Origin of the sequence: Affinundibacterium seohonense, assembly GCF_014284305.1 — a bacterium.
GTDB lineage: Bacteria > Pseudomonadota > Gammaproteobacteria > Burkholderiales > Burkholderiaceae_D > Undibacterium > Undibacterium seohonense.
Window position 1 is genome coordinate 13,474 of the sequence record NZ_JACOFW010000007.1, and the last position, 24,392, is coordinate 37,865.

At 45.1% G+C, this 24,392-nt stretch carries 28 protein-coding genes; 18 read left to right on the forward strand and 10 right to left on the reverse strand.

From position 1 onward, the window contains the following. Nucleotides 1-61: 61 nt before the first annotated feature. The gene (locus H8K52_RS08165; RefSeq protein ID WP_186922407.1) at nt 62-508 is read left to right on the forward strand and encodes an Lrp/AsnC family transcriptional regulator; all 447 of its coding nucleotides are present in this window, start codon (nt 62-64) and stop codon (nt 506-508) included. 113 nt (nt 509-621) lie between these two features. Here H8K52_RS08165 and H8K52_RS08170 read toward each other — a convergent pair whose 3' ends face one another. Together H8K52_RS08170 and H8K52_RS08175 are read right to left on the reverse strand one after the other, a co-directional pair. Next, complete coding sequence (locus H8K52_RS08170; protein ID WP_186922408.1) at nt 622-921, reverse strand: hypothetical protein; 300 nt, start codon at nt 919-921, stop codon at nt 622-624. Nucleotides 922-1,048: 127 nt separating this feature from the next. Then, entirely contained in the window at nt 1,049-1,306 is a 258-nt protein-coding gene (locus H8K52_RS08175; protein ID WP_186922409.1) for a hypothetical protein, read from the reverse strand. Nucleotides 1,307-1,657: 351 nt separating this feature from the next. Here H8K52_RS08175 and H8K52_RS08180 point away from each other — a divergent pair, with 351 nt between their 5' ends. Further along, the gene (locus tag H8K52_RS08180; protein WP_186922410.1) at nt 1,658-2,020 is read left to right on the forward strand and encodes a hypothetical protein; all 363 of its coding nucleotides are present in this window, start codon (nt 1,658-1,660) and stop codon (nt 2,018-2,020) included. Nucleotides 2,021-2,089: 69 nt separating this feature from the next. Here H8K52_RS08180 and H8K52_RS08185 read toward each other — a convergent pair whose 3' ends face one another. After that, nucleotides 2,090-3,442, reverse strand: a complete 1,353-nt coding sequence (locus H8K52_RS08185; protein WP_186922411.1) for a M24 family metallopeptidase — start codon at nt 3,440-3,442, stop codon at nt 2,090-2,092. Nucleotides 3,443-3,523: 81 nt separating this feature from the next. Then, complete coding sequence (locus H8K52_RS08190) at nt 3,524-3,727, reverse strand: hypothetical protein (RefSeq protein ID WP_186922412.1); 204 nt, start codon at nt 3,725-3,727, stop codon at nt 3,524-3,526. Between the two features lie 108 nt (nt 3,728-3,835). Between H8K52_RS08190 and H8K52_RS08195 the strand changes: the two genes are divergently transcribed. The 8 genes from H8K52_RS08195 (at nt 3,836) to H8K52_RS08230 (ending at nt 9,278) form a co-directional block, all read left to right on the forward strand. After that, nucleotides 3,836-4,714: a PhzF family phenazine biosynthesis protein gene (locus H8K52_RS08195; RefSeq protein ID WP_186922413.1), complete on the forward strand. Its 879-nt coding sequence runs from the start codon at nt 3,836-3,838 to the stop codon at nt 4,712-4,714. A gap of 16 nt (nt 4,715-4,730) precedes the next feature. Next, nucleotides 4,731-5,978, forward strand: a complete 1,248-nt coding sequence (locus H8K52_RS08200) for a molybdopterin molybdotransferase MoeA (RefSeq protein ID WP_246464377.1) — start codon at nt 4,731-4,733, stop codon at nt 5,976-5,978. Nucleotides 5,979-5,989: 11 nt separating this feature from the next. Beyond that, complete coding sequence (locus tag H8K52_RS08205) at nt 5,990-6,247, forward strand: MoaD/ThiS family protein (RefSeq protein WP_186922414.1); 258 nt, start codon at nt 5,990-5,992, stop codon at nt 6,245-6,247. A gap of 7 nt (nt 6,248-6,254) precedes the next feature. Continuing rightward, nucleotides 6,255-6,734 carry a molybdopterin synthase catalytic subunit MoaE gene (gene moaE, locus H8K52_RS08210; protein WP_186922415.1) on the forward strand — a complete coding sequence of 160 codons (480 nt, stop codon included), beginning with the start codon at nt 6,255-6,257 and terminating at the stop codon, nt 6,732-6,734. A gap of 7 nt (nt 6,735-6,741) precedes the next feature. Further along, entirely contained in the window at nt 6,742-7,134 is a 393-nt protein-coding gene (crcB, locus tag H8K52_RS08215) for a fluoride efflux transporter CrcB (protein WP_186922416.1), read from the forward strand. A 34-nt stretch (nt 7,135-7,168) separates the two neighbouring features. Then, nucleotides 7,169-8,131 carry a prolyl aminopeptidase gene (gene pip, locus H8K52_RS08220; RefSeq protein WP_186922417.1) on the forward strand — a complete coding sequence of 321 codons (963 nt, stop codon included), beginning with the start codon at nt 7,169-7,171 and terminating at the stop codon, nt 8,129-8,131. An 88-nt stretch (nt 8,132-8,219) separates the two neighbouring features. After that, nucleotides 8,220-8,573 (forward strand): YggL 50S ribosome-binding family protein, encoded by a 354-nt coding sequence (locus H8K52_RS08225; RefSeq protein WP_186922418.1) that lies wholly within the window; start codon nt 8,220-8,222, stop codon nt 8,571-8,573. Between the two features lie 318 nt (nt 8,574-8,891). Beyond that, nucleotides 8,892-9,278: a hypothetical protein gene (locus H8K52_RS08230; RefSeq protein ID WP_186922419.1), complete on the forward strand. Its 387-nt coding sequence runs from the start codon at nt 8,892-8,894 to the stop codon at nt 9,276-9,278. Between the two features lie 316 nt (nt 9,279-9,594). On the opposite strand, the gene H8K52_RS08235 is transcribed toward H8K52_RS08230, so the two are convergent. Then, the gene (locus H8K52_RS08235) at nt 9,595-10,554 is read right to left on the reverse strand and encodes a collagenase (protein WP_222613729.1); all 960 of its coding nucleotides are present in this window, start codon (nt 10,552-10,554) and stop codon (nt 9,595-9,597) included. Nucleotides 10,555-10,700: 146 nt separating this feature from the next. Between H8K52_RS08235 and H8K52_RS08240 the strand changes: the two genes are divergently transcribed. From H8K52_RS08240 to lhpI, 3 genes are read left to right on the forward strand one after another with little or no spacing between them, the layout of a single operon-like run. Further along, nucleotides 10,701-11,795 (forward strand): proline racemase family protein, encoded by a 1,095-nt coding sequence (locus tag H8K52_RS08240; RefSeq protein ID WP_186922420.1) that lies wholly within the window; start codon nt 10,701-10,703, stop codon nt 11,793-11,795. 28 nt (nt 11,796-11,823) lie between these two features. Next, nucleotides 11,824-12,939: a M24 family metallopeptidase gene (locus H8K52_RS08245; protein ID WP_186922421.1), complete on the forward strand. Its 1,116-nt coding sequence runs from the start codon at nt 11,824-11,826 to the stop codon at nt 12,937-12,939. A 3-nt stretch (nt 12,940-12,942) separates the two neighbouring features. Further along, nucleotides 12,943-13,884, forward strand: coding sequence for a bifunctional Delta(1)-pyrroline-2-carboxylate/Delta(1)-piperideine-2-carboxylate reductase (gene lhpI, locus H8K52_RS08250; RefSeq protein ID WP_186922422.1), 942 nt, complete (start codon nt 12,943-12,945; stop codon nt 13,882-13,884). Nucleotides 13,885-14,254: 370 nt separating this feature from the next. Here the strand turns inward: lhpI and H8K52_RS08255 are convergent, their stop codons facing one another. Beyond that, the gene (locus H8K52_RS08255) at nt 14,255-14,716 is read right to left on the reverse strand and encodes a hypothetical protein (protein WP_186922423.1); all 462 of its coding nucleotides are present in this window, start codon (nt 14,714-14,716) and stop codon (nt 14,255-14,257) included. On the opposite strand from H8K52_RS08255, the gene H8K52_RS08260 reads away from it, so the two are divergent. Beyond that, entirely contained in the window at nt 14,687-16,387 is a 1,701-nt protein-coding gene (locus tag H8K52_RS08260) for an MFS transporter (protein ID WP_186922424.1), read from the forward strand. The genes H8K52_RS08255 and H8K52_RS08260 overlap by 30 nt on opposite strands. 192 nt (nt 16,388-16,579) lie before the next feature. Next, nucleotides 16,580-18,391 (forward strand): DUF885 domain-containing protein, encoded by a 1,812-nt coding sequence (locus tag H8K52_RS08265; protein ID WP_222613730.1) that lies wholly within the window; start codon nt 16,580-16,582, stop codon nt 18,389-18,391. Nucleotides 18,392-18,450: 59 nt separating this feature from the next. On the opposite strand, the gene H8K52_RS08270 is transcribed toward H8K52_RS08265, so the two are convergent. The 3 genes from H8K52_RS08270 to H8K52_RS08280 form a co-directional block, all read right to left on the reverse strand. Continuing rightward, the gene (locus H8K52_RS08270; RefSeq protein ID WP_186922425.1) at nt 18,451-18,849 is read right to left on the reverse strand and encodes a hypothetical protein; all 399 of its coding nucleotides are present in this window, start codon (nt 18,847-18,849) and stop codon (nt 18,451-18,453) included. A 493-nt stretch (nt 18,850-19,342) separates the two neighbouring features. Beyond that, nucleotides 19,343-19,933: a DUF4124 domain-containing protein gene (locus tag H8K52_RS08275; protein WP_186922426.1), complete on the reverse strand. Its 591-nt coding sequence runs from the start codon at nt 19,931-19,933 to the stop codon at nt 19,343-19,345. A gap of 213 nt (nt 19,934-20,146) precedes the next feature. Beyond that, entirely contained in the window at nt 20,147-21,076 is a 930-nt protein-coding gene (locus H8K52_RS08280; RefSeq protein WP_246464379.1) for a methyltransferase domain-containing protein, read from the reverse strand. Nucleotides 21,077-21,368: 292 nt separating this feature from the next. On the opposite strand from H8K52_RS08280, the gene H8K52_RS08285 reads away from it, so the two are divergent. The 3 genes from H8K52_RS08285 to H8K52_RS08295 are packed head-to-tail and all read left to right on the forward strand — an operon-like array spanning nt 21,369 to nt 23,700. Beyond that, a complete protein-coding gene (locus H8K52_RS08285; RefSeq protein ID WP_186922427.1) occupies nt 21,369-21,740 on the forward strand; it encodes a BlaI/MecI/CopY family transcriptional regulator in 372 nt (123 codons plus the stop codon). Continuing rightward, entirely contained in the window at nt 21,737-23,131 is a 1,395-nt protein-coding gene (locus H8K52_RS08290; protein WP_186922428.1) for a M56 family metallopeptidase, read from the forward strand. Before H8K52_RS08285 ends, H8K52_RS08290 begins: the two co-directional genes overlap by 4 nt. Nucleotides 23,132-23,148: 17 nt before the next feature. Beyond that, nucleotides 23,149-23,700, forward strand: a complete 552-nt coding sequence (locus H8K52_RS08295; protein WP_186922429.1) for a peptide deformylase — start codon at nt 23,149-23,151, stop codon at nt 23,698-23,700. Here H8K52_RS08295 and H8K52_RS08300 read toward each other — a convergent pair. Continuing rightward, on the reverse strand, nt 23,694-24,119 hold the full coding sequence (locus H8K52_RS08300) for a DUF4124 domain-containing protein (RefSeq protein WP_186922430.1): 426 nt from the start codon (nt 24,117-24,119) through the stop codon (nt 23,694-23,696). The two genes, H8K52_RS08295 and H8K52_RS08300, sit on opposite strands and share 7 nt — an antisense overlap. Nucleotides 24,120-24,392: the final 273 nt, after the last annotated feature.

A 24,392-nucleotide genomic window follows, 5' to 3' on the forward strand; every position in this document is an offset into this window, starting at 1 on the left:
TTTATCGTCATATTGTTCAATGATGATACATTATGACTATATTTTCCTTTGATTTGATTTTATGAAGCCAGTTCTTGATGATATTGATAATAAAATTCTAGCCTTACTAATGGATAACGCCAGAATGCCGGTGACAACGATTGCAAAAATAGTGGGGATAGCGAGAACGACTGTGATTGCACGAATTGCGAATCTGGAAAAACGCCAAGTGATTGCGGGATATGGCCTAAAACTGAATCAGTCTATGTATCAGCCAGCGGTGCGTGCTTATGTGGGGCTGTCAATTGAGGCGCGTTCGGCGAGCAATTTAATTAAGGTCATGCAGCAATTGCCCGAAGTCGAAAGCTTATGTGCAGTCAGTGGAATGATTGATTACATGCTGACACTTCGATGTGCCAGTACTGAGGTTTTGGATAAACTGCTAGATCAGATTGGTACGCTAGAAGGCGTGAGACAAACTTCCACGTCGATTATTTTGAGTAAGCGAATTGATCGTTGCTCGATTTAGCAATTTTTATTTTGCAAACCTTAGAAAGATTTTTTAAAAGTAAAAAAGTCTGCTTTGTAACAGGCTTTTTTGATAGTTTTTTTCAGCACCGACCATTGTCGGTGAGATCAAAATCAGGAATTGTCTTGTGGCTTATTTGGCGCTTTTTTATCGTCGTTATTTTTTTTGTTGTTAGACGGTTCGGCAAATTTTTGTGAGGTCTGCTGTAAAACTTGCAAATGAACAGAGGCTTTGTCCATACCACTGCGGTCTATTTGCATCGCATTTTGGCCGCCTTGACCTTCTGACGGGCAGTTTTCCTGGCAGCTCGCCTGGTTATTGGTTTGTGTCTGAGTTACCACAAATTCTTGGCTATACGCGATCCCAGCAACTGCAAGTAAAGCAATACCGAGTGAAAATTGTTTTGTATTCATGATAGTAGACCCCAAATCAATGGCAGTGAAGCGAGAAGTGTAAATCAATTTACTGGTCTGACGACAGAAATTTTTGTAATAGATTTGTATCGTATGACAAGTCGTTGTTAAATAATTTTAAAGCTAGTTATTGTGATACTGATTTGTCGTAAGTAATTTTCTCTTCAGGGCTCAAACGCTTTGCAGTGATAATGACTTTTTGTATATTGTGATTCGCTTGTTCTTGATCATAGCGGGATTTTTCTTCGGTGTTTAGGCGCTTGGCTTTGATTGTGACACTTTGTGTGCTGTTGTTAGCTAAACTTTCGGCCATAACGCATGAGGTAAAGCTGGTGCCGATTGTAAAAATGCCGATCAATAGTTGGGTTTTTAGGTGGCGTTTCATGATGGTCCTGTTGGTAGTTAACTAGCTGGTGTGTTGAACTTGTGTTGATGGTGTGACTGTAAAGTGAATGAGGGAGGAAACATAGTGAGATGCGATGAAATGCAGAATAGTGGGTTTCAAGCGGAGTTTTTTTGACGTAAAGCCAATCTAAACAAGAACTCGCTAAAGCGATGGCCATACTGATAAATTATTACCGTAGGAATTCCAGTGCTGAGACTGGATAATCCGCCTAACCCGAGAACGACGCCATTCATTCCATCAAAATGCAATTTGGTCGGAAATCGGAAACAAGCTCTTGTGGCTTACGATACATTGATAGCGTTTTCAGTGCTCTTCATTCAAGGATAAATCATGAAAGATTCGAACAAACAATATTTGTATTCTGTACTGCGTCAGGCATGGCAAGAACTGCGTGTGATGGGTACGAAAGCTGGACAGGTGCTTATGCGTACGCCTCTGCCACGGATTTTGATGCTGTGTATCGGCTTAGCATTGCTCATTACCTTAATACCTTTGATTCTGACCTTATTCGTCATTTTTATGTTGGTAAAACTGTTGTTGTTGGTCGTTATGATCAATGTACGTAAGAATAAAGTGAGCAACGTACATGCCGAACAAAGTCAACGATCATGGTCATATAAAGATATGGATGACGTCGAGGATGCGCAGTTAGTGAGAATTGAGCAGATCAATTATCGTCGTAATGATCAATAAGACGACTGCGTGTTTAAAAGCCGCGTGAGTGTGGACCACGCGGCTTTTTGATTGTTGGATAGAGCGTTTTTATTGAACGTAACTGGAAGGACGCGGAATCGGATAAATTTGCTTCTGGCGACCATCAATATAACGCACGGTCTCACCATCAAAAAAAGCATCTTCTTCCAACATGATGCGTATGCTTTTTTTCCATTCTGGAATCATGCTACTGGCGTTAAGTTCTATCGAATATGCGGTATTTTTTCGCAAGGCTTGATCACCTGTTCCGATCACATTCCCTTGATTGTCCCACATACCAATTGCCGGGCCAGCGGCGTGCCCATGATAGCCAATCGGGTGAGAGTAGATACTTGCCGCGATGCCTTCTTGTTTTGCCTGCGTTAATGCGCCCGCTAAAATTTGATTGCCCGTTTTACCGGTCTTAAATTGCATCGTCAAAATATCTTGCAGACGATTGGCTTTATCAAACGCTGATTGAATCGAGGCTGGAACTTTTGTTTCACCTGGTTTTAAAATATACGCATGCTGTTGAATGTCGGTGTTGAGGCGTAAATAGCTGATGCCGATATCAACATGGATTAAATCGCCCGCTTGAATCACATCGGCTTTGGGTTTAATCGCAAAGCTACGCTCTGCACCTTCGGTTTTTGGATCCACTCTTTGAATATCAACAGTAGGATGAAACCAAGTCTCGTAGCCGAGATCGCTTATTTTTTGACGGAACCACCACACCACATCTTCGCTGGTGGTGATGCCGGGTGTGATCACTTTTTCAGAAAATCCTTCTTCGATAATTTTATGTGTCACGTTAATGAGCTGTGGATAAAACTGCATTTCGCGCGCAGTGCGGGTTTCTAGCCAACGAATCGCTAAGGCCTCGGCTGAAACTAGGCGCGATTTAAAATCCTTGGGTAATTTTTGGACTAATTCTTGATACTCTGTGTGATCGAGCCCATCCGCATGGGCGAAATGTTGTGAGGTATTGATACCAATTTTTTGTGGATTACGTTGTTTTACTAGATCAATCAGCGCATCCCATTGATCAGGAAATTTTTGCGTATCCCAAGCAGCTTTAATATTGCGCCCAAAATCATAACGCGCGACAGCTAATCGCTCGACGTTTTTGGTCTGTGGATTGCGATGGAATACCAAAATCGTGCGTCGTCTCGCGTTTAACCATTCGGCAGGCAGCATGGTTTTTAAGACAGGATCTTCATTATATTCACGTGAAATGACAATCCACATGTCGATCCCGGTCTCTTCCATCATGCCCGGTAATAGATTGTCGAAGCGATCTGCCAAGTTTTCATCGATGACACGTGCTTGTTCACGTACCGTGAGTATTTGCGCTTGCGCCGGTAAGCTTTGCAGCAAACCAAATAGGCCTGCCAATGTGCACGCTATTAGTGTTTTTTTCATACTGTCTCCCAAACGATCGTTGAATCCATGTGACAAACTCATTGCTCACAAGTTCAACATTGGGAAATCGAGACTGGAGATTTAATCACTGAGTGCGACTTTGGCGGCTTCTTCTGGCGTCAAACCATCATAAAATTGATCAGTTAAAAATTCGATTTCTTCTTCAATGAAGTCTTGCGCCTGTGCCTGCGTTGCACCGCCTTTGACCAAATAGCCTTCGACTTCGATGCACCAATTGATGACAGCGAGGGTTTCTTCGTCCAGTTCTTCGTTTTTCTTTGTCATGATGTGTCCTAATTCGTCTTTGCTTGGGTGAATGGATTGATTCGCTATTGGAGTGTTGCGGTTATTATTCTAATTATTCCTTATTTACTGAGTAGATGGTTCAACTTTATGAAATTCTCCTACCGACTGGTCAATGTGTTTGCAGAATCGACGTTTGGCGGTAATCCACTTTGTGTGTTTGAAAACGCACTCGGTTTGAGTGATGCGCAGATGCAATCCATCGCGCTGCAATTTAATTTATCTGAAACAGTATTTATTTTTCCATCAACGACGGCGACTGCGCGCATGCGTATCTTTACCACGAGTCATGAAATGTCTTTTGCTGGCCATCCGACATTGGGTACTGCGCATGTGGTTCGCGACCTAATGCGCGCAGGCGATGAGTTGACTTTGGAATGCAATGCAGGAATCATTGCTGTGCAGGCACAGCAAGATGTTTGGACTTTTACAGCGCCTATGCAAGGCATGCCAATGACACATCCTTGTTCTTTGCCCGGCGCAGATGTTGCGCAGATGTTGGGTTTGCAGGCTGAAGATTTGTTGGGTGAGCCGATTTGGGTCAATACTGGCACTGATCAATTGCTTGTGCCTTTGCGCAGTGTCGACGCGGTGCAGCGAGCGCAACCAAATGCGTCGTTTCCAGCCGAGTGGCCACAAAGTCGTTTGGGCAGAAGGACTGCGTATGTGTTCGCTTGGGATCAGATTCCTGATGATCAACATCAGCGCTTGCAAATCACCTCGCGTTATTTTTTTAGTAAACAGGGTAGCGTGGCCGAAGATCCTGGCACCGGTTCTGCTTGTGCCAATCTGGGAGGTTGGTGGTTAGCAAAGCAACGTGACTTGCCAGTGGCGATTGCCATTTCTCAGGGCGAACGGGTACAAAGACCTAGTCGCTTGTTTTTAGATGTGTATCAAGATCGACGAATCCAAGTGGGCGGGCGAGTTCTGGATTTTGGGTCCGGAGTGATAGACTTTCCTATTGACTAAAACGAAGAAGAATCCGATGGAAAAAAAACCGATGTTAAGTGTGGCGCAAGCTTTGCAGACTTTATTGCAAGCCGTGCGTCCATTGCAGGAGATTGAACAAGTCGCGACCCTCGCGGCCAATGGTCGAATACTCGCACAGACCCAATATTCGACCTTGCATGTGCCGCCTATGGATAATACCCAAATGGACGGTTATGCAGTACGCGCGGCTGAATGTCAAAGTGGGCAAGCACGTTTGCCAGTGACGCAAAGAATTCCCGCTGGTGTCATTGGGCAATGCCTAGATGCCGGAACAGCCGCACGAATCTTCACAGGAGCGTTTATACCAAATGGTGCCGATGCGGTTGTGATGCAAGAACAATGTGTAAGTGAAGTCGAAGGCGATCAGACGTTTGTCACGATCAATCATGTACCACAAAGCGGTGAGTGGATACGTCGACAAGGCGAAGACATTAAGTCGGGCGCCGAAATCTTGGTGGCAGGAACGCGTTTGCGCGCGCAGGAATTAGGCCTGGCGGCCTCAGTTGGTTTGGCGACTTTGCCAGTATGGCGTCCGTTGCGTGTTGCTGTGTTTTTTACCGGTGACGAACTTACCATGCCAGGCGAAGCGCTAAAAGAAGGTTCGATTTATAACTCCAATCGTTTTTTATTGACGGGATTATTGCAAAATCTCGGCTGTCAGATTACCGATTACGGCATTGTTCCTGACAATCTTGCTGCGACTCGTGAGACTTTGCGTCAAGCAGCGCGAGATCATGACCTGATCATCACTTCGGGCGGTGTTTCTGTCGGTGAGGAAGATCATATTCGCCCAGCGGTGGAAGCGGAAGGGCATATTAATATGTGGCAAATCGCGGTCAAACCAGGCAAGCCTCTGGCCTTTGGCGAAGTGCGTCGTAGTGAGCAAAGTAATGTCGGCGATCATGCTTTCTTTCTTGGTTTGCCCGGTAATCCTGTGTCGAGTTTTGTGACTTTTCTTTTGTTTGTGCGTCCATTTATTTTACGCATGCAGGGGATACAAGATGTCACGCCAATTAGTTACGCTATGCGTGCTGATTTTGATTGGAAAAAAGCGGATAGACGTAATGAATTTTTACGTGCCAAAATTAATCAGCAAGGTGGCTTAGCCCTGTTTCCGAATCAAAGTTCAGGCGTCTTGACCTCGACGGTGTGGGGCGATGGCTTGATTGATTTGCCTGCGGGGCAAACCATTACCAACGGCGATATGGTGAGTTTCATTCCTTTTAGTGGATTACTTTATTAAGCAGACTGCAGATGAAAATACAATTGAAATTCTTTGCCAGTGTACGCGAAAAACTGGGTTGCTCTAGCGAGCTATTGGAACTCGATGACGTCAGTATCAGCGCACAACAAGTGCGTGAATTATTGATCGCACGCGGCGGCGTCTGGGCTGAAGTATTGGCGCCAAATCGCGCGCTGCGCATGGCCTATAATCAACAGATGCTCAATGGCGATATGCCTATGCAAAATGGTGCTGAGTTGGCGTTTTTCCCACCTGTGACCGGAGGCTAGTGAGTTAATGAAAATTTCGGTACAAACAGAAGATTTCGATGTTAGTCAAGAGCTGGCGCAGATGCGTGCCGCCAACCCAGCGATAGGTGCAGTGGTGAATTTTGTTGGTTTGGTTCGTGATCGCAATGATGGACAAGATATCCGAGCGATGGAGCTAGAGCATTATCCAGGTATGACAGAAAAGTCTTTACTAGCGATTGCGGAACAAGCTCGGCAGCGTTGGCACCTAATAGACGCGGTGATTATTCATCGCGTTGGCCTCTTGCAACCACTGGATCAAATTGTATTGGTGGCAGTAGCCAGCGCCCATCGTGGTGAAGCCTTTGCCGCTTGCGAATTTATGATGGATTATTTAAAAACCGAAGCGCCATTTTGGAAAAAAGAGAGCACGCCAGAAGGAGAACGCTGGGTCGATGCGCGAGAATCAGATAGTCTTGCAATCGATAAATGGGGCAACTTGCAGACACAAGTGGAATCGCAGGCTTAGGAGCACGATGCGTATGAATGGACTGTCGATATTGGCAATTAGTGCTGGCGCTGCTTTCGGCGCTTGTTTGCGTTGGTTATTGGGTTTAGGTCTCAATGCAGTTCACGTTAATTTACCCTTAGGAACTTTAATCGCGAATCTCGGTGGCGCGTATGCGATCGGTATTTGTGCCGGTTTTTTTTCGGCAAATCCTCAACTGTCACCAGAATGGCGACTGTTTGTGGTCACTGGCTTTCTCGGTGGCTTAACCACGTTTTCGACTTTTTCAGCAGAAGCTATGGAACTCTTACAAAAAGGTGAATGGATTTGGGCCTTTGGCCATACTGCTTTGCACTTGTTCGGTTCTATACTATGTTGTTTTGCAGGATACGCAACTTGGCGCGTTTTTCATTCTCTCTAAATACACCTTAAACACCATCAACAATCAAAACAATATGTCAGAAAATACTTTACTGTTTCCAGCTATCGAACCCTATCGTCAAGGTAGTTTACAAGTCGACGATCTGCATACTTTGTATTGGGAAGAATGCGGCAATCCCAATGGTCAACCTGTCTTATTTTTACATGGCGGCCCTGGCGGTGGCTGTTCTCCTGCCCATCGACGTTTCTTTGATCCTGCACATTATCGTATCGTGCTATTTGATCAGCGCGGCGCGGGTCGGTCGACTCCTTTGGGTGAGTATCGCCACAACACGACTTCCTTATTGATTGAAGACATTGAGAGAATTCGCGAGATGTTGGGGATTGAACATTGGTTGGTGTTCGGCGGTTCTTGGGGATCAACATTAGCCTTGGCTTATGGTGAAGAACATCCGGCACGTTGTCTAGGATTTGTATTGCGCGGCATCTTTTTGTGTACCAAGGCAGAGGTCGATTGGTTCGTCAATGGCATTAATCACTTTTATCCAGAAGTGCATCAACGCTTTGCCGAAGCGATTCCGCATTCAGAGCGCGGCAATTTATTGCAGGCTTATGTAAAACGTCTTTTCGGTGATGAACCCGCCATATATAAAGAAGCCGCCCGCAACTGGAGTCGCTATGAAGGTTCTTGTTTATTCTTAGAGCCACAAGCGCAAGCGATAGAAGATTTTGAGTCGGATGAAGTGAGTTTAGGGATTGGCCGTCTGGAAGCGCACTATATGCTCAATGGTGCCTTTATGGATGAAGATCAGTTAATCAAAAATATCCATAAAATCCGTCATCTGCCAGCAGTGATCGTACAGGGGCGCTATGACGTGATCTGTCCGCCGCTCTCTGCGTATCGCTTGCATCAAGCCTGGCCAAGCACCAAGTTGCACATGATCGGCGATGCGGGTCATGCCGCCATGGAACCGGGGATTGTCAAGGAATTAGTGCGTGCTACCGAACAATTTAAGTTGCATGGAAAGTTTTTATAGTATTTGTACATATCCCGCATAGTCATTACAATGCGCAGCTGATTGTCCTTTTCATGTTGAGAAGGATGCTAAATAGATAAAGAACATCATGACACCATCAAAAAAATCCCGTAACGCCCGCCAACGTAAAAAATTGCACGTAGGTGAGTTTCAAGAGTTCGGTTTTGAATACAAAGCTGATTTAACCAAAGAATTGAACTCTGACGAAGAAGCGCAACTCATTCACACCTTCTTAGAAGAATTGATCGAACCACGTGACTTAGCGCTGAGCGGTTGGTTGACGACAGGTTTCGTCTGCAAGTTTGGCGCTGGTTCTACGACAGACGCAGATCGTGAAGCCTTGAAAGCTTGGATGACAGCACGTCCAGAATTCAAAGACGTACAAGTTGGTGCTTTGAAAGACGCTTGGTATTCACCGATGGATACGGAATTTGCTGAGTAAGTTGATGCTGAGCCTTGCCAACTAGTCGTCAAAAACTTGCTTGGAAAAGAAGAATGAAAAGAGCTGGTTCTTAATCGACCAGCTCTTTTTTTTGAGTGCGATGAGGGAAACGATTAAGTTTAGAAATTTAGCACGCACAAATTAATGGATTGACTTGCCAATCTACTAGCTATCAAGCTAGTTGTTCACATACAATTCCATCCGTAGCGGGTTTGTTGTTGGCGCAGTTCCCTAAAGTGATTCCTCCACAATACTCCATGGTTTTTTATTTTTGCGTTTCCGCTGTGGCGGATAATTGCTACTAGTTGGTCAATCAATATGAAACGTTATCTTCTACCGACTTTGCTGCTGTTAGCTATTCCTGCTGGCGCATCGGACACACCTTTGTCCGGTACCTATAGCAATGTGACGAATACAGACACGCACGGGAACGAAACGACGATGAAGAACAAAATAAATTTAGTCGTCACGGTGAATAGCAAAGGACAACAATTTTTCATCCAATGTTTTAGTGGCAAAAAAGCAGGCTTTGGCGTTGTGACGCTATTCAAATCCCCTCAGACTATTGCGAAAATCAAAGCGGGTCCTGAATGCCCAGCGGCAGAGATGCAAATTGAGCTTGACTATGATGGAGCGATTTTTCGCGTAGGAAATGGCTGGGGTTATTTACCTCGCGGTGGTATTCACGTTTCCATCGAAGACTGAAAACCGAATTCGTTGAAGTGTAGGCATGACATCATTAAGCCTGAGTGTAAGTTGCCTTGAGGGTGACAGAAGCCTGGGGGCAAGAGTGATGCTGTTCAGTTAAGGTAAAAACATTGTGGCGTCATCCCTGCGAAGGCAGGGATCCAGTGTCTTTAGGCTTTTACGCCACTGGATTCCCGCCTTCGCGGGAATGACAATTCAAATGACAAGGGGGTAACTATCAGTGTCGGGGGCTGTAGATTTTTTTCGTCAGTGCGTAGGGTGGGAAAAATGTGTTCGCACGTTATAGCTCTTAACCTATCGTAAATATGGATCGTCATTTCCCAGTAACACTCTCCAACCAAGCCGCAAACTCAGCATCAAAAGAAGCCCCCCAACTCCTCACCAAAGCTTGATAACGCGGATAGTCGCCAACACGTGTAAAACTCAACATCCGATCAATTTCATCGCGATGGCGTTCCAACATAAAACGTACCGCCAAATAACCCCAGCTATAAATGCGGGCGCTGTCATTATTTTTTTCATAGCCAGTGTCGAATAATTCGCTCAAACGGTAGGTCTTTTTTGCTGCGATGGCGATGGCGGTCGCATGCTCGTTGCCATGGGCAATGTATTCCGCCAGACCTTCTCCCCACCATACTAAATACGGCGTTTGTGGCGCGGGTTTTGGGCAATTTTCTGGGGCGGCATGCGAGTCATGTAAATTGGCGCAGAAGTCGCCGTACAGATTGAATCGACCATCTAAATAGTGGATGTATTCATGCCCTAAATTATGGACTGCTCCTTGTTCTCTTTGGTAGGCGATAAACTCAGCATGATTGCCAGTTCGTTCAGGTGTGCCCTCCAAATACATACCGCCATTGTTAACGGGCATATTGAAATGCATGCCCGCTTGTTCAGCAAAGCTGTTTTTGTTGCGATAAATGTTTGCTCGTAAAGATTGGTTGTTGTCATGCTTGACGGGTGCTAGGGTTTTGCCATTGCCCGCAAATAGCTGATGGAATTTTTTCTCTAATTGACCTAATTGTTGGCAGGCAGCTTGTTCTTGGTCATCGCTCAAGGCCTCGGAACGTAAGCTCAAGGTGTCGCTGCAGACGTGAATTCGTGACAAAATTTGTTCGACCGCTCTTAGTGATGGTGGGGCTTTTAGTTCCTGTTGCTGTTTGATTTGGGCATGGCTGTTCATGCTGACGCTTGCGCATAGTAGGCTAAGGACTAGATTAAAGCCAACTGACAGGGTAGGCGGTGGAGATTTGGGTTTGCGTGTGTTAGGCACGGTGAATTCATCCTTAGGTTTTTTAAAAAAAGCTGTAAAATGCACATTAATTATAAATATATTCAACATATATCGTGTGAATATTTTGGCGGTTTTATTGTATATTGCTGACATTGCTGAGACAGAAAACCTTATACGGACAAAAAATGACGAGCGATCAATTTCAAAATAGTGCCAGCGATGGGCAAGATGGCAGCGCTGCACAAGCCAGAGGATTTGGCGACTGGCGAGCGCCTTCCCATTGGCTGACAATCTCGACTTTGGATTGTCATACCGGCGGTGAACCATTGCGAATTGTGACTGGTGGCTTTCCTAAACTATCTGGTACCAGCATCTTAGCGATGCGGCGCGACTGTCTAGAAAATCACGATCATTTGCGCACAGCATTAATGATTGAACCCCGTGGGCATGCAGATATGTATGGCGCGTTGATTACACCAGCGGAGCGTAGCGATAGTCATTTCGGTGCGCTGTTTATGCACAATGAGGGCTATAGCACGATGTGCGGTCATGCCATTATTGCTTTAACCAAAACAGCGATTGAAGCGGGCGTGGTTGCGACTACGATGCCACGAACTTCCATTAAGATTGATGTGCCATGCGGGCAAATCCATGCCTATGCGGAGCTCAATGAAGACGGGATACAAGGCATCTATTTTGATAATGTGCCGTCCTTTGTTGCAGCATTAGATCAGCAAGTCGAGGTCAAAGGGATCGGTGTTGTGAACTATAGTTTGGCTTATGGCGGGGCGTTTTACGCTTATGTGGATGCCACCACGATAGGCTTGTCCTTGCAGGCAGAGAATCATCGACAGATCATTGATCTTGGTCGTCGCATCAAACAAGCGGTGATGGCTAGTATTGAAGTCGTTCATCCATTTGAGAGCGATCTTAGCTTTTTATACGGCACGATATTCTCGGCACCGTCAGATACGCCTGGCGTTCATAGTCGCAATGTCTGTATATTTGCAGAGGGTGAATTGGATCGAAGCCCGACTGGGAGCGGTGTTTCGGGACAAGCTGCCATATTGCATGCGCGTGGTCAGCTTGAGATTGGACAAGCATTGACGATAGAAAGTATTTTGGGCTCGCAGTTTCAAGTCTCGGTACAAAGCACGCTTGAGTATGGTGATCACAAAGCCGTGATTCCACGAGTGCAGGGAAATGCGCATGTGACAGGAAAAAACACCTTTTATATTGATCCCGAAGATCCGCTTCAACATGGTTTTTTGTTTCGATGAATTTTACACGACGATTGCATAGATAAGCATGAATACGCCCCTACAAGCCCAATTTGCCCAACGCCTACAAGACCTGCGTCAGCAGATGGCCAATGCAAGACAAGACGCTGCTTTGATTTTCTCGCTGGATAATCTACGTTATCTCTACAACTATAGCGGTGAAGCCGCGTATGGCTTGGTGACGCAGACGAATTTGTATTTGATTACCGACTACCGTTTCCTTGAGCAAGCCGAGGACGAATGTGTGAGTGACTGCCTTCCGACAAAAGTCATTTGTCGTGATCGAGATAAGCAAAGCTTAGGACTAGCGATTGCCGCGATTTTGCAGAGTGAAAAAGCACACCATGTCTGGTTCGAAGCCGAACACATTAGTGTTGGCATGTGGAGTGCGATCTCGCAGGATAATCCGCATGCTACTTTCACGCCAAGTCGGGGCGCTTTAGAGCAGCAAAGAAAGAAAAAGGATGCGTGGGAAATTGCCCAGATCAAAGCGGCTGCGCGCATTGCAGATCAAGCTTTAGCTGACCTGTTGCCGCAAATACGAATTGGTGCCAGCGAAGCTGAACTGGCATTAGAGCTGGATTATCAAATGCAAAAGCGTGGCTCACAAGGATTGTCATTTGTGACGATTTTGGGTTTTGGCGCACGCTCTGCTTTGCCACATTGCATTCCGTCTCAGAGACGCTTACAAGAAGGCGATTTGATCGTGCTCGATTTTGGTGCTGTGGTGAATGGCTATCGTTCGGATATGACACGCAGCTTTGTCGCTGGTCGGGCGAACTCTCAACAACAAGCCATGTTTGATACGGTCAGTGCAGCGCAGCAGGCAGCCTTCGCTTTATTGCGTAATGGCGTCGCGGCGGTGGAGGTCAATGCGGCTTCTGCTGCGGTGCTGCAAGCTTCCAGTTTTGCCGAGTTTGCCGGCCCCGGCTTGGGACATGGCCTAGGCATTAAATTGCATGAGCAACCTTTTATCAGTCCAGTGTGTCGTGAACATTTGATGAGCAATTATGTCGTGACGATAGAGCCTGGTATATATATTCCGCAGTATGGTGGGGTGCGTATTGAGGATGATGTGTTGATCACTGAGAACGGTTTTGAATTTCTCACGCATGCCCCTAAACATTTTGAACTACCGCTATAAATTATGAAGATTATCGATTCCCAGCAAGTGAATCAAGCACTTGATTTCCCGCGCTTGATCAATGCCTTAGATGCTGGCTTTAAACAAGATTTTGGCATGCCGCAAAGGCAGGTGTTTTCACTATCCGAAGACGCCAGTAATCATGATGGGTTTGCGGTATTACCCGCTTGGAATGAGGACGTGGTCGGGGTTAAAGCGTTTACGTATTTTCCCGATAATGGCAGCCAATCGTTACCGACATTGTTCTCAAAAATTTTGTTGTTTAGCCGTGCCGATGGACAGCCATTGGCGATGATAGACGGTACCACGGTTACCTATTGGCGTACTGCTGCTGTGTCGGCTTTGGCCAGTCGTTATTTAGCTAGGCCGGAATCGATGCGGATGCTTTTGCTAGGCACGGGCAATTTGGCAATCCCTCTTGTGCAGGCGCATCTGGCTGAACATGCAATTTCGCATGTGGTGGTATGGGGACGCAATTCTGAAAAGGTACAGAATTTACTGCAAACTCTACGTCGTCTTTTTCCTCATGTAGGTTTTAGCGGTACAGATCAATTAGCTGCGACAATGCGGCAAGTTGATATCATCGTCAGTGCTACAGGAGCATCGCAGCCCTTGGTGTTCGGTCAAGATGTTGCCGAAGGATGTCATGTGGATTTGCTTGGTAATCACAGCAGCGATAGACGAGAATGCGATACAGCTTTGGTGACGCGTTCTTCGGTGTATGTTGATTATCGTGCGAATGTATTGAAGGAAGCGGGGGAGTTGCTGATTCCAATTAGTGAGGGTGTGTTTTCTGCTGGCGATGTGAAGGGGGATTTGGCGGAGTTGTGTCGACGTGGTCAATCTTCTCGGCGTGATGCTTCTGAGATTACATTGTTTAAGTCTGTTGGGACGGCTTTGAGTGATTTGATTTGTGCTAAGTTGGTGTTGGATAGTTTGGGGTAGTTTGTTTTTGTTTTTGGTTTTTCTGTTGCTGTTTTTTTGCGGTCTGTTGGTCGGGTGTGGCCCGACAGCCAGTTACCTTTTTTGCTTCGCCAAAAAAGGTAACCCAAAAAAGGCGACCGTAGACTCGCCCTTCGGGTGCTTACGCTACGCTTCAGCATAATTTGTGCGTCACAAAAAATGGGAAAGTGTTGAAACTCGCTTCGCTCAAACAACAACACTTTCTTATCCATTTTTTGTGAAGCACAAATTACATCGTCTCAAACGGAGGTGGGTCAAAAACAAAGTCAAAAACAAAGTCAAAAACAAAGTCAAAAACAAAGTCAAAAACAAAGTCAAAAACAAAGTCAAAAACAACGACCTACAGCTGCTATTAGAAAAGTGAATATCCGTCGATACTGATTGTTTTGATGTTGCCGTTGCTTTTGATCTTGTTGTTGATTTTGACCTTCATCCACTTCTGACACTGCCAATTGTGCATGACAGAAAATGGATAAAGAAAGTGTCGTTGTTTGAGCGCAGCGAGTTTCGACAATTTCCCATTTTTTGTCATGCACAATTGGGAACCCGAAGGGCAGTGGCAGCGTGGTCGCCTTTCTTTGCTCCCTTTCTTTGGCGAAGCAAAGAAAGGGAGTGGCTGTCGGGCCACCCCCGACCTGTGAACGTAAAAAAATCCGAAAAAATATTTAGAAACCCAAAAAACCAAAAAACCAAAAAACCAAAAAACCAAAAAACCAAAAAACCAAAAAACCAAAAAACCAAAAAACCAAAAAACCAAAAAACCAAAAAACCAAGAGACAACAATATGACCACCATCAAACGCAACCCATTCCACCGAGCCTTCTACGTAGCCAACACCATGGAGATCTTCGAACGTCTCGCATGGTACGGTTTCTTCACACTATCCTCACTCTACATCACCAGCCCAACAGCCCAAGGTGGCTTGGGATTTAGCGATCAAGAGCGCGGTTTCTTGCAAGGCATGATCCCGTTTTTACTCTATTTACTACCCGTGATTACCGGCGCATTAGCAGACCGATTTGGCTATCGCCGCATGTTCCTGATCTCCTTTGCGATCATGTGCCCGTCTTACTACATGCTCGGGCAAGTGCATAGTTTCTGGGCGTTTTTCATGGTGTTCTTAGCAGTCGCGGTCGGTGCTGCCTGTTTTAAGCCAGTGGTAGTCGGCACCATAGGACGCTCAACCGACGACACTAATCGTGGGCTTGGTTTCGGTGTGTTTTATACGATGGTGAATATTGGCGGTTTTATCGGCCCGTTTATCGCCGGTTATGTGCGTGCGGTGAGTTGGGATTTGGTGTTTGTGATGTCGGCGATTTGGATAGGCATTAACTTTATTCCTGCCCTGTTTTTCTATAAGGAACCTGAACACGATGCCAGCAAAGATCAGCGCAGTTTGAAATTGGTTTTGTTGGAAGCGCAGGAAGTGCTCGGTAATGGGCGTTTAGCCTTAATGGTGGTGCCGGCCATTATCGCTTTGATGGTGACAACACGCATGGGTATTGGATTTCACTATTATCTGATGGGGGTCGCGGCGTGGGTCGCACTTAATTTTGCTTGGACAGCATTGATTAAGAATTCTCAATCATCAGCCTGGTATATGCAAAAGGTCGAAGTTGGGAATATTCCTTTCGTTTTGTATTTGTTGATATTGACTGGCTTTTGGGTCGTGTACTTCCAATTATTCACTACGCTTCCGGTGTTTATTCGAGATTTTGTCGATACCAAAGATTTGGTGCTCGCTTTGCAGCAATTTGCTCCGTCTTCGGTCGAATTTCTAGCCGGGGTGAATCTCGAACAATTGAGCGGTGCGCTGCCGGCGCTGGCACAAAAATATCATGCGGGCATGGATGCGGTCGCATTAAAACAATTGGCGTTTGACTTGGTCAACTATAAAGTGATGGTGCCAGATGAGGTTTTGCGGACTGGCCTACTTGCGATCCAACAAGGCAGTGTTTTACCAGCAGCGCTTGCTGAACAATGGGCGACGCAATATCGACAAGTGAATCCTGAATACATCATCAATGTTGGTTTCGGTTTGATCGTCTTATGCCAGATCGCGATCAGCGCCTATATTCAACGCTGGCGTGCTTTGCCGATTTTAGTATTTGGAACAGTCGTTCTTAGCGCTGGAATTGCTTTGTGTGGCTTAGGTGCCAGTGTAAGTGCAGGTTTGGCCATCGGTGGTACGACCGTGGTGATGGCGGTTGTTGTCTTCTCGATTGGTGAGATGATTGCCTCGCCTAAGAGTCAGGAATATGTCGCAGCGATTGCGCCTAAGAGTAAAACCGCGATGTATATGGGTTATTACTTTGTCTCGATGGCGTTGGGTAATTTGTTTGCGGGTCTGCTGTCGGGCTGGGCTTATACCGCAATTGCTAAAGACATGAATCGTCCACTTTTAATGTGGCTGTTGTTTGCTGCAATTGGTGTCATGACCGCAATCGCCTTGTTGATCTTTAACACTTGGCTTAAGCGCCGCTGATTGAATGTTGTCGCCTGATTTGTGTGTTTCATGTCTTGATCTGGGTAATTCAGGCGACTCATTTTACCTTTCGTCTTTTTACATTTGCGTAAAACCGCATCGAAATGGATACTCCTAAGTCTGCGTCTGGATCGTGAGATTCAGTTAATGCATAAGTTTAGCCAATTCCTATTGAACGAATGTGAGAAGACGATGATGAAAAAAATAATGGTACGTGCACTGATCAGTGCATTGGCTTTGGGTGCGGTCAGCACCGTGTCGGCAGCGCCACACGATACTGCGCCAGCGGTTGCCGCGAAAACTGTAGTGGAACAAGCTTGGGTCAAAAAGAGCAATGAAAATGCCAAATTGCTCTTAAATTTCATGGGTAAATATGCACCAGAAGGTGCAGGTGCTTTGGGCGTGGATGGCTTAGATGAACAAATCACCGACATGTCACGCGATTTATTCGATGCCAAAAATAAAGAAGCATTAGCAATCATCGCCGAATATCAAAAGCGTTTAAAAACCGAAACGCATCCAAAGATAAAGCAAGATTTACAAATTTTGATTGGTAGCGCAGAGGACTTCATGCGCTCCGAAGCGCTTACTCGCAAGCACTTTATGCCATTCGTCGATGTCACTTCGATGATCTTTGGTGTGATGCGCCAGACTTTAGATCCACGTATTCCAGCAGAGCGTCAAAAGACTATGTTGGTACGTTTGAATAAGTATGTCGGCTTGACTAAGGGCTACCGCCCGATTACTGAGTTGACCAAAGAGCGCATGCAAGAGCGTTTGAAAGCCAATCCCAAATTAATCGGCCCGTATAAAGTTGAAGTCGAACAAGTCTTGAGCAAATCACCAACCATGATCGCTGGTATGAAAACCATGTTGGAGAAAAGTGGTTTGAAAGATTGGGAAAAAAGCTTTGCCGCCCTAGAACAGCAATTGACTGCCTATAACGCGATGGTAAAGAGTGAAGTGATACCTCGTGCGCGTACCGATCATCGATTACCAGCCGAAGTGTACGCCGACAATTTGCGTCAATACGGTGTTGATATCAAGCCAGAAGAGTTAATCGCAAAGGCCTTAACTTCCTTCGCGGAAATTCGCAATCAGATGGTGATTACCGCGCGCATCCTAGCAAAAGAACGCAATTTGCCCGACGCGGATTATCGCGCAGTGATTCGTGAACTTAAGAAAGATCAGATCGAAAAAGACAAGGTGATGCCTTTGTATGAGGCACGCTTGGCGGAGATTGAGGCAAGCATTCGTAAGGAAAAAATCGTCTCACTACCAGATCGCAAAGCTAAAATTCGTTTGGCAACTGACGCAGAGAACGCGCAACAACCAGCACCACATATGAGCCCGCCACGCCTGATTGGCAACACTGGCGAATATGGTGAATTCGTCTTGACGACCGGTATGCCAGCAGACCCTAGTGGTAAGGTTTTGCGCTTTGATGATTTCACCCATGAAGCAGGAACTTGGACTTTAACCGCACATGAAGCACGTCCTGGTCATGAACTGCAATTTGCAAAAATGATCGAAGCCGGTGTATCCACTGCACGTGGCGTGTTTGCTTTTAATAGCGTGAACGTAGAAGGCTGGGCTTTGTATGCAGAAGCAGAAATGCAGCCATTTGAACCGACAGATGGACAACTGTTTGCCTTGCAAGCCCGCGCCCAAAGAGCCGCTCGTGCCTTTTTAGATCCTATGGTGAACTTAGGTCAGATCACGCCAGAAGCGGTGCAATCTTTCTTGATGGATGAGGTTGGTTTGTCCGAAGGTATGGCAAAGCAAGAGATGCAGCGTTACACCTTCCGCGCACCAGGTCAGGCGACTTCGTACTTCTATGGCTATCAGCAATTGATGGAAACGCGTCAAGCGGCGGAAGTTGCACTACGTAAGAAATTCGACCGTCAGGCATTTAATGATTTCGTCCTGGCACAAGGTTTGGTGCCCGCAAAAATTTTACGTCAGGCCGTGATGGAGGAATTTGTTGCAGCACGCTTGAAGTAAATTCAAACAATAAATAAAGCGCAAGGTTTTGGCAGAGAATGCCAAAACCTTGCGCTTTTTTATTGAACTGAGCTTGGCGAATTAAGTACCTTAATCGCGAACGTATCACTGTCGTTTTGCAGACAAGCTTTGTTCTTTAATTGTTTGTTTAAATCGATCGCGTCTTGTAATGCCGTTGAAGAAAAATTGCGTACGACGGTTAGTATTGCTTTTTTGCTGTCGTCAGGATGCACACTTAATTGTGTTTTATCACTGTCTCTAAACAACTGCCGACAAGTTTCCACTAAATCTACATCAGTCGACTCCATCGTAAAAGTGAACTGCATTTTTTGCGGTGCTTTTTCTTGCTTAGTCGGTGCAGATCTGGTTAAAGAAATGCGATCTCGCAATCCGTAAATCTGTACGCTGTAATAGGCGATGCCAAGGGCACATAAAATGATGATGAGTTTGCGTGTCATTGTGGGAGGATGTATACGTAAAACAAGCTAAAAAAAATTAAAAATGATACCGGGATGAAGCACTAATGCTGTTCAGTTAAGCTCAAAATATCGAGGCGTCACCCCTGCGAAGGCACGGATCAAGTGTCTTTAGGCTTTTACGTCGCGCCTTCGCGGAAATGACGATACGTGGAATTAGGCTCAACTGCACAGCATTAGGAATTAACCACTTCTTTTTAACGAGAAAGAAATAAAAAAGAGTTTATCCGATTTTGATGGTTTACTTAAAGGACATTGGCTGGGCCAAGGCGGCAACGGTCTCGGTCTCGGCCTCGGCCTCGGTATGCATGTTGCTTACAATATCGCCAGTTAAATTTTAGGCGGCGAGATTGATGTACAAACCGCGCCGGGAGTGGGGACTTACTGGTGTTTAAGGGGGCCGTGTATGGCAATCGTATGAAGGCTGAGAATGATCGTAACTGATACCCAGCAGAGACACTGTTCTTAAATGATGTCAGTATTCACGCCAATTCTTTTGATCGTGTGTAGGCAAAATTTTCAATTTGTAGTTGATGATTTTAGCATCTTGCTCCGAGATTTTTTTGCCAAAATTGAGTTTTAAAAAGTCCCACATATTTTTTTCTAGCGACTCACACTGCAAGACGGCGCGGCTTTTGTGTGTGTAGCGGTGTTCATATTCAAGATCATCACCATCACGCTCTGGTTCACGTTCGCGCTCATAGTTACGGCGTGGTCGTTGTCTTTCCGTATCCTGATCTTTTTCGAACTGCTTGATGGGAAGTGTACAGTTTTCCTTAAATACGGTTCGGAGTTCGTGATTGACCGTGGTGTCGCATTGCGAATCACGATGCGATAAGACCCAACAACTTTTCGCCAGTTCGCGCTGGCTGTTAATTGAGCTCACTTTTTTGAGTAACTCACTATCTTTCACCTCTGTTGATTTTTCTCCCACTTTAGCGGCACATGGCTGATCGGTATAAACAGATTTTCCTGAACTAGTAACGCATTTACGCATCTGCGCATGCGCAGAAAAACTCAATAACGCTAATACAGTGATCAGACAAATACAATAAGTGGTTTTCATGGGCACGGTAGGGAATATTTGCAACGCCGGATTTAAAAGCCTGAAAGGCAAATAGGGAAGCAAGGATTATACTGAAAAGTATTTTGTGCATGTCTTAAATGTGATGATCCTGAATCACACTGGATAATTATTCCTTAATGTTGTTTAGGAAGTAAAAAAACAGCGTGGTTAAGACGCTGTTTTTGAGATGTAATATGTTTTAGCTTGTATTTTTTATGGTGCCATCGCCATACTTAGCTGTGATTGGCGTTGCGGTATCTTGGCTTCAATGCTCACTTTCATGTTGTTTTGTAAGGAGTCGATAGAGCCACCAGTACGGTATTGAAAACTAATATTGAGTACATCGCCCGCGACTACGTTCATTGGCGTTTTGAGCGGCAGAGCCATATAGTGATTAAGCCAATCGATGGTGGAATTGGTTTCGCTAACGATGGCAAGAATATTTTTAGTAATAAACCGTAAGGCGCTCAGTTGCCCACTTTGTTCGATGGCAATTTGACCGTCCCAATGGATCCACACATCATTCGCTTGGGTAAAGTCGATGATCGAATATAACGCTGGTGGCGCTAGCTCTACTGTATCAGCCGTAAATACACCACCTAGTTGAAATTGAATGATGGGGGCTTGATAGCCCGAGAAATCATAGCGTTGTTGTAAAGGCTGCACAGCCATTAGAATGGCTTCTGGTATAAACACCGGCATGGGCTCACCTGGGAATGCTGCAGCATAACGCTGTTTGAAATTTTCAATCACTTCGACTTGTTTTTCACGCAGCATAGCGACATGGATCATTTCACAAATCACGAAATCGACTGGTTCTGGCGGTACATATTCAAAGGCGTCGGCATGAATCACTTCGACCCGATCACCATGACGATTCATCGACAACAATCGACGTGCTTCCGCCACCATATCCGGATTAAATTCGACACAATAGACTTTTGCTGCTGATTGCGCAGCAAACCAAGATAACACGCCAGTGCCACCACCTAGTTCCAATACTTTGGCACCATCAAAGACTTGGCGTTGTATCGCCGCTTTGAAGTTGTCCATACGGTTCGCATCCATCAACATATTGTGATGGTATTGGAGTGGAATAAATTGTCCTAAATAGCAGCTCTCAGCTTCGCGTTCGACTAGCATGGTCTTCCTTCCATCAATGAGTTGAAATCGATTAGCCGAAAAATACAAATGCAGCAAGTCGATAGACATAAGCGCAGACAAGATGTGCGCCGATGTACGAATTATCTGATTTCTCATTTGAAATGAAGGCTTGAGTTGCGCGGTGTTTAGGCTTCAATTCTAGCTTTGCTTGTCGTTCGTGTTGTTTTTGTATCTATCAGCAAACATATTAATATTGAAAATACGAAGATCTTCGTATATATTTACGAAAACCTTCGTAGATTGTTTAAAGCAAATTAAAGAGAGCAAACCAGTGGCTAATCCGACGCAATCCGAACTAGAAATCCTTGCCATCCTATGGCGTCTAGGCGAGAGCAAAATCCAAGCGGTGAATGACGAGCTTTGCAAGCTTCGTCCAGTTGGTTACACGACGACCTTAAAGACCATGCAGATCATGGAACAGAAGGGTTTGCTGGGACGTAAAAAAGACGGCAAGAGTCATATTTATTTTCCATTGGAACAGCAGCACGAAACACAAACTTCCTTAGTCGATCGCCTTTTGCAAACGGCGTTTGGTGGTTCTAAATCGAATATGGTGATGCGGCTATTCGCGGATAAGAAAATCTCTCAAGTTGAATTAGCTGAGATCAAAGCGTTTTTGCAAAACATCGAGTCGGACAAATGAATCGCCTGATAAATGTGATTGGTATCGATGTTTTGCACGCACTGGTTTGGAGTTTGGTGCATTCGATTTGGCAGGCAGGATTGGTCGCCGGTTTCGTAGCCTTGATTGCTAACGCTGCTTCTGTTCAAGACGCTAATTGGCGTGGTCGCTGGTATGGGTTTGGCATGGTTGCTTGTCTTGTTCTCAGCGTGCTCACGTTCTTTCATTATTTTCGTCATGGCCCTTTGAGATTAAGTTTAGGTTCGGGTGACTCTGTAAAGTTGAGTATGTATATACCAATTAGCAATGAAGCGAATTGGTTGGCACAATTGAGTAGCTATATTAATCATCATCTGTTGCAAATTATCGTTATTTGGAGCTTCGGTTTATTCATTGCACTGCTCTTCCACATGTGGGGTTGGCGTTGCAACCATGTTTTGAAAAAAGTGCATATAGAAGCGCTTCCAGAACCATGGCGAAGAACGTTTTCTGAACTAGCGGTGAAGCTAGGAATACACCATTCCATACAATTTTGTATCACCCATAAAGTGGCAGTGCCTTGTGTGATTGGTTACTTCAAACCCATGCTGTTGTTGCCTGCCAGCCTACTACTGGGTATGAGTCCACAGCAGATTGAAGTCATTGTTTTGCACGAGTTAGCGCATATTCGAAGGCATGATGTGCTGATCGCGAATGTGCAAAATCTCATTAAAGTGTTTTACTTCTTTAATCCTTTTGTGTTTTGGATCAGTGCTCGGCTTGATCAAGAACGTGAAAATGCTTGCGACGATATCGCCGTGAGCGCTTGTAGCAATCGCATCTTGTATGCAAAAACTTTGCAGCACTTCGCTGAAATGCACGCGCATTTCTCAACAAAAATCGCCATGACCGGAGGAAAGAATATGTTAAAGCACCGCATTCAAAGACTGTTTATTACTAAAAAGAATAGTGCAGATTCTGTAAAAAAATCAATTAGCGCCATGCTACTAATGAGCTTGATGATGACGACAGCCGCCTATGCTTGGATCAATACAACAAGCAATAATCAAATTAGTCTGCAAGCGAAAAATCTTCCACTGAAACAGGTTTTGCAACAAGCCGAAATAGCTTGTCCAGGAAGTACGTCTAAGATTAAATTGCGGCAAGCGGATGTGATGGTAAATGTCAATTTCTCGAATATCAATTGCGCCGATGTCCCCGGATTATTTATCGATATGCAAGAGCGGTTCGGAATGCGCTTTACTGATGTTAAGTTCCATGCTGCTTTAGACATTATTAAGCAACAATGTCCGACGATTTTTCGCGATATTCGTTTGAAAAATCCGAATGCCTTATACAGCGTGAATATGCAAGATGTTAGCTGTGTTGAGATATTGAATGCGGTTGCTGAGTTTGATGCGCAAGCGAAGTGATATGGGAAATTAGAGCTATGAGCCCTCAAATTCTAAGACTAGGTGACACAAGGCTTCGGCAAATTTGTACTCCTGTGGCAGATCTTGAAGATCCGCAGTTCATACAAGAGAATCAGATACTCAAGACGACGCTCGAAGAGTTTCGACAAAAGCATGGCTTCGGGCGCGGTATCGCAGCACCGCAACTGGGTATAGCGAAACGATTCATCGCCTTGAATCTGGGGGTTGCTACATTTACGATGATTAATCCCATCATTACTTGGCGCAGTGTTGAGACATTTACCATGTGGGACGACTGTATGTGCTTTCCAGAATTGTTGGTAAAGTTACGTCGTCATTCCTCCATCTCAGTCCAGTTCCTGAATGAACAAGGTGTGACACAAACATGGGAGAAGCTCGAACGCCGAATCGCTGAATTATTGCAGCATGAAATTGATCACTTAGATGGCGTACTTGCCACAGATTTGATGTTGGACGCAGCTAGTGTTATTAAGCGTAGCGATTTTGAAGCTGCTCCTGAGCACTATATGTCTCAGGTAGATTATGTCATTGCGTCGAGTGATTATTGATAGGTTCTTTTACTGAGAATATTGTTACTGGTACGTTCAATCCAGCCACATAGATTTTTTTCAGGAGTTCGTTCATATACATTGCATTGCCAAGCAATTCCGGGACACAACTGATTGAACTCATTGTATTGTGCATGCCACGGTATACCCATTGGTATTTTCTCGATTTCTTCGATAATGGTTTTGCACTTTGGATTGATTTTGCTTAGCTCAATACCGCCGACTTTCTTTTCGGGTGCCAGTTTGGGCGCTGTAGTTGTCGTGAGAGTTGCCTGATTTGTGATTTCTGTTTTACTCACTTCTTTGACTTTGATGTCGACTTTTTTACTCACGACAGGAGCTTTTGAACGGTCCCCAAAATGGATTTTCCCTTCGGCATCCTTCCATTTATAAATTTCTTGCGCATGGATATTGTGCATTAGGCTAATGAGTACTAAGAATATAAATCGGTACATAAGAAATTGGTATGTAATTTTGCTCAAAATTGATTCTTACTTTTGATAGTACGGCAGCTTATCATGGAAAAAATAATTCATGAAAGACAATTTTAATTGATATGAATTATTTTTCGATCGACGTTCTTTCAGTTTTTTGTGAGCAGTTTGCGTGTTGATTCAAACCAAGTATCCACTGAGTTGCCCTGAGTCGTTTATACTCTTGCTTTTGGTATTTAATGAGGATTTTTCGTCAAT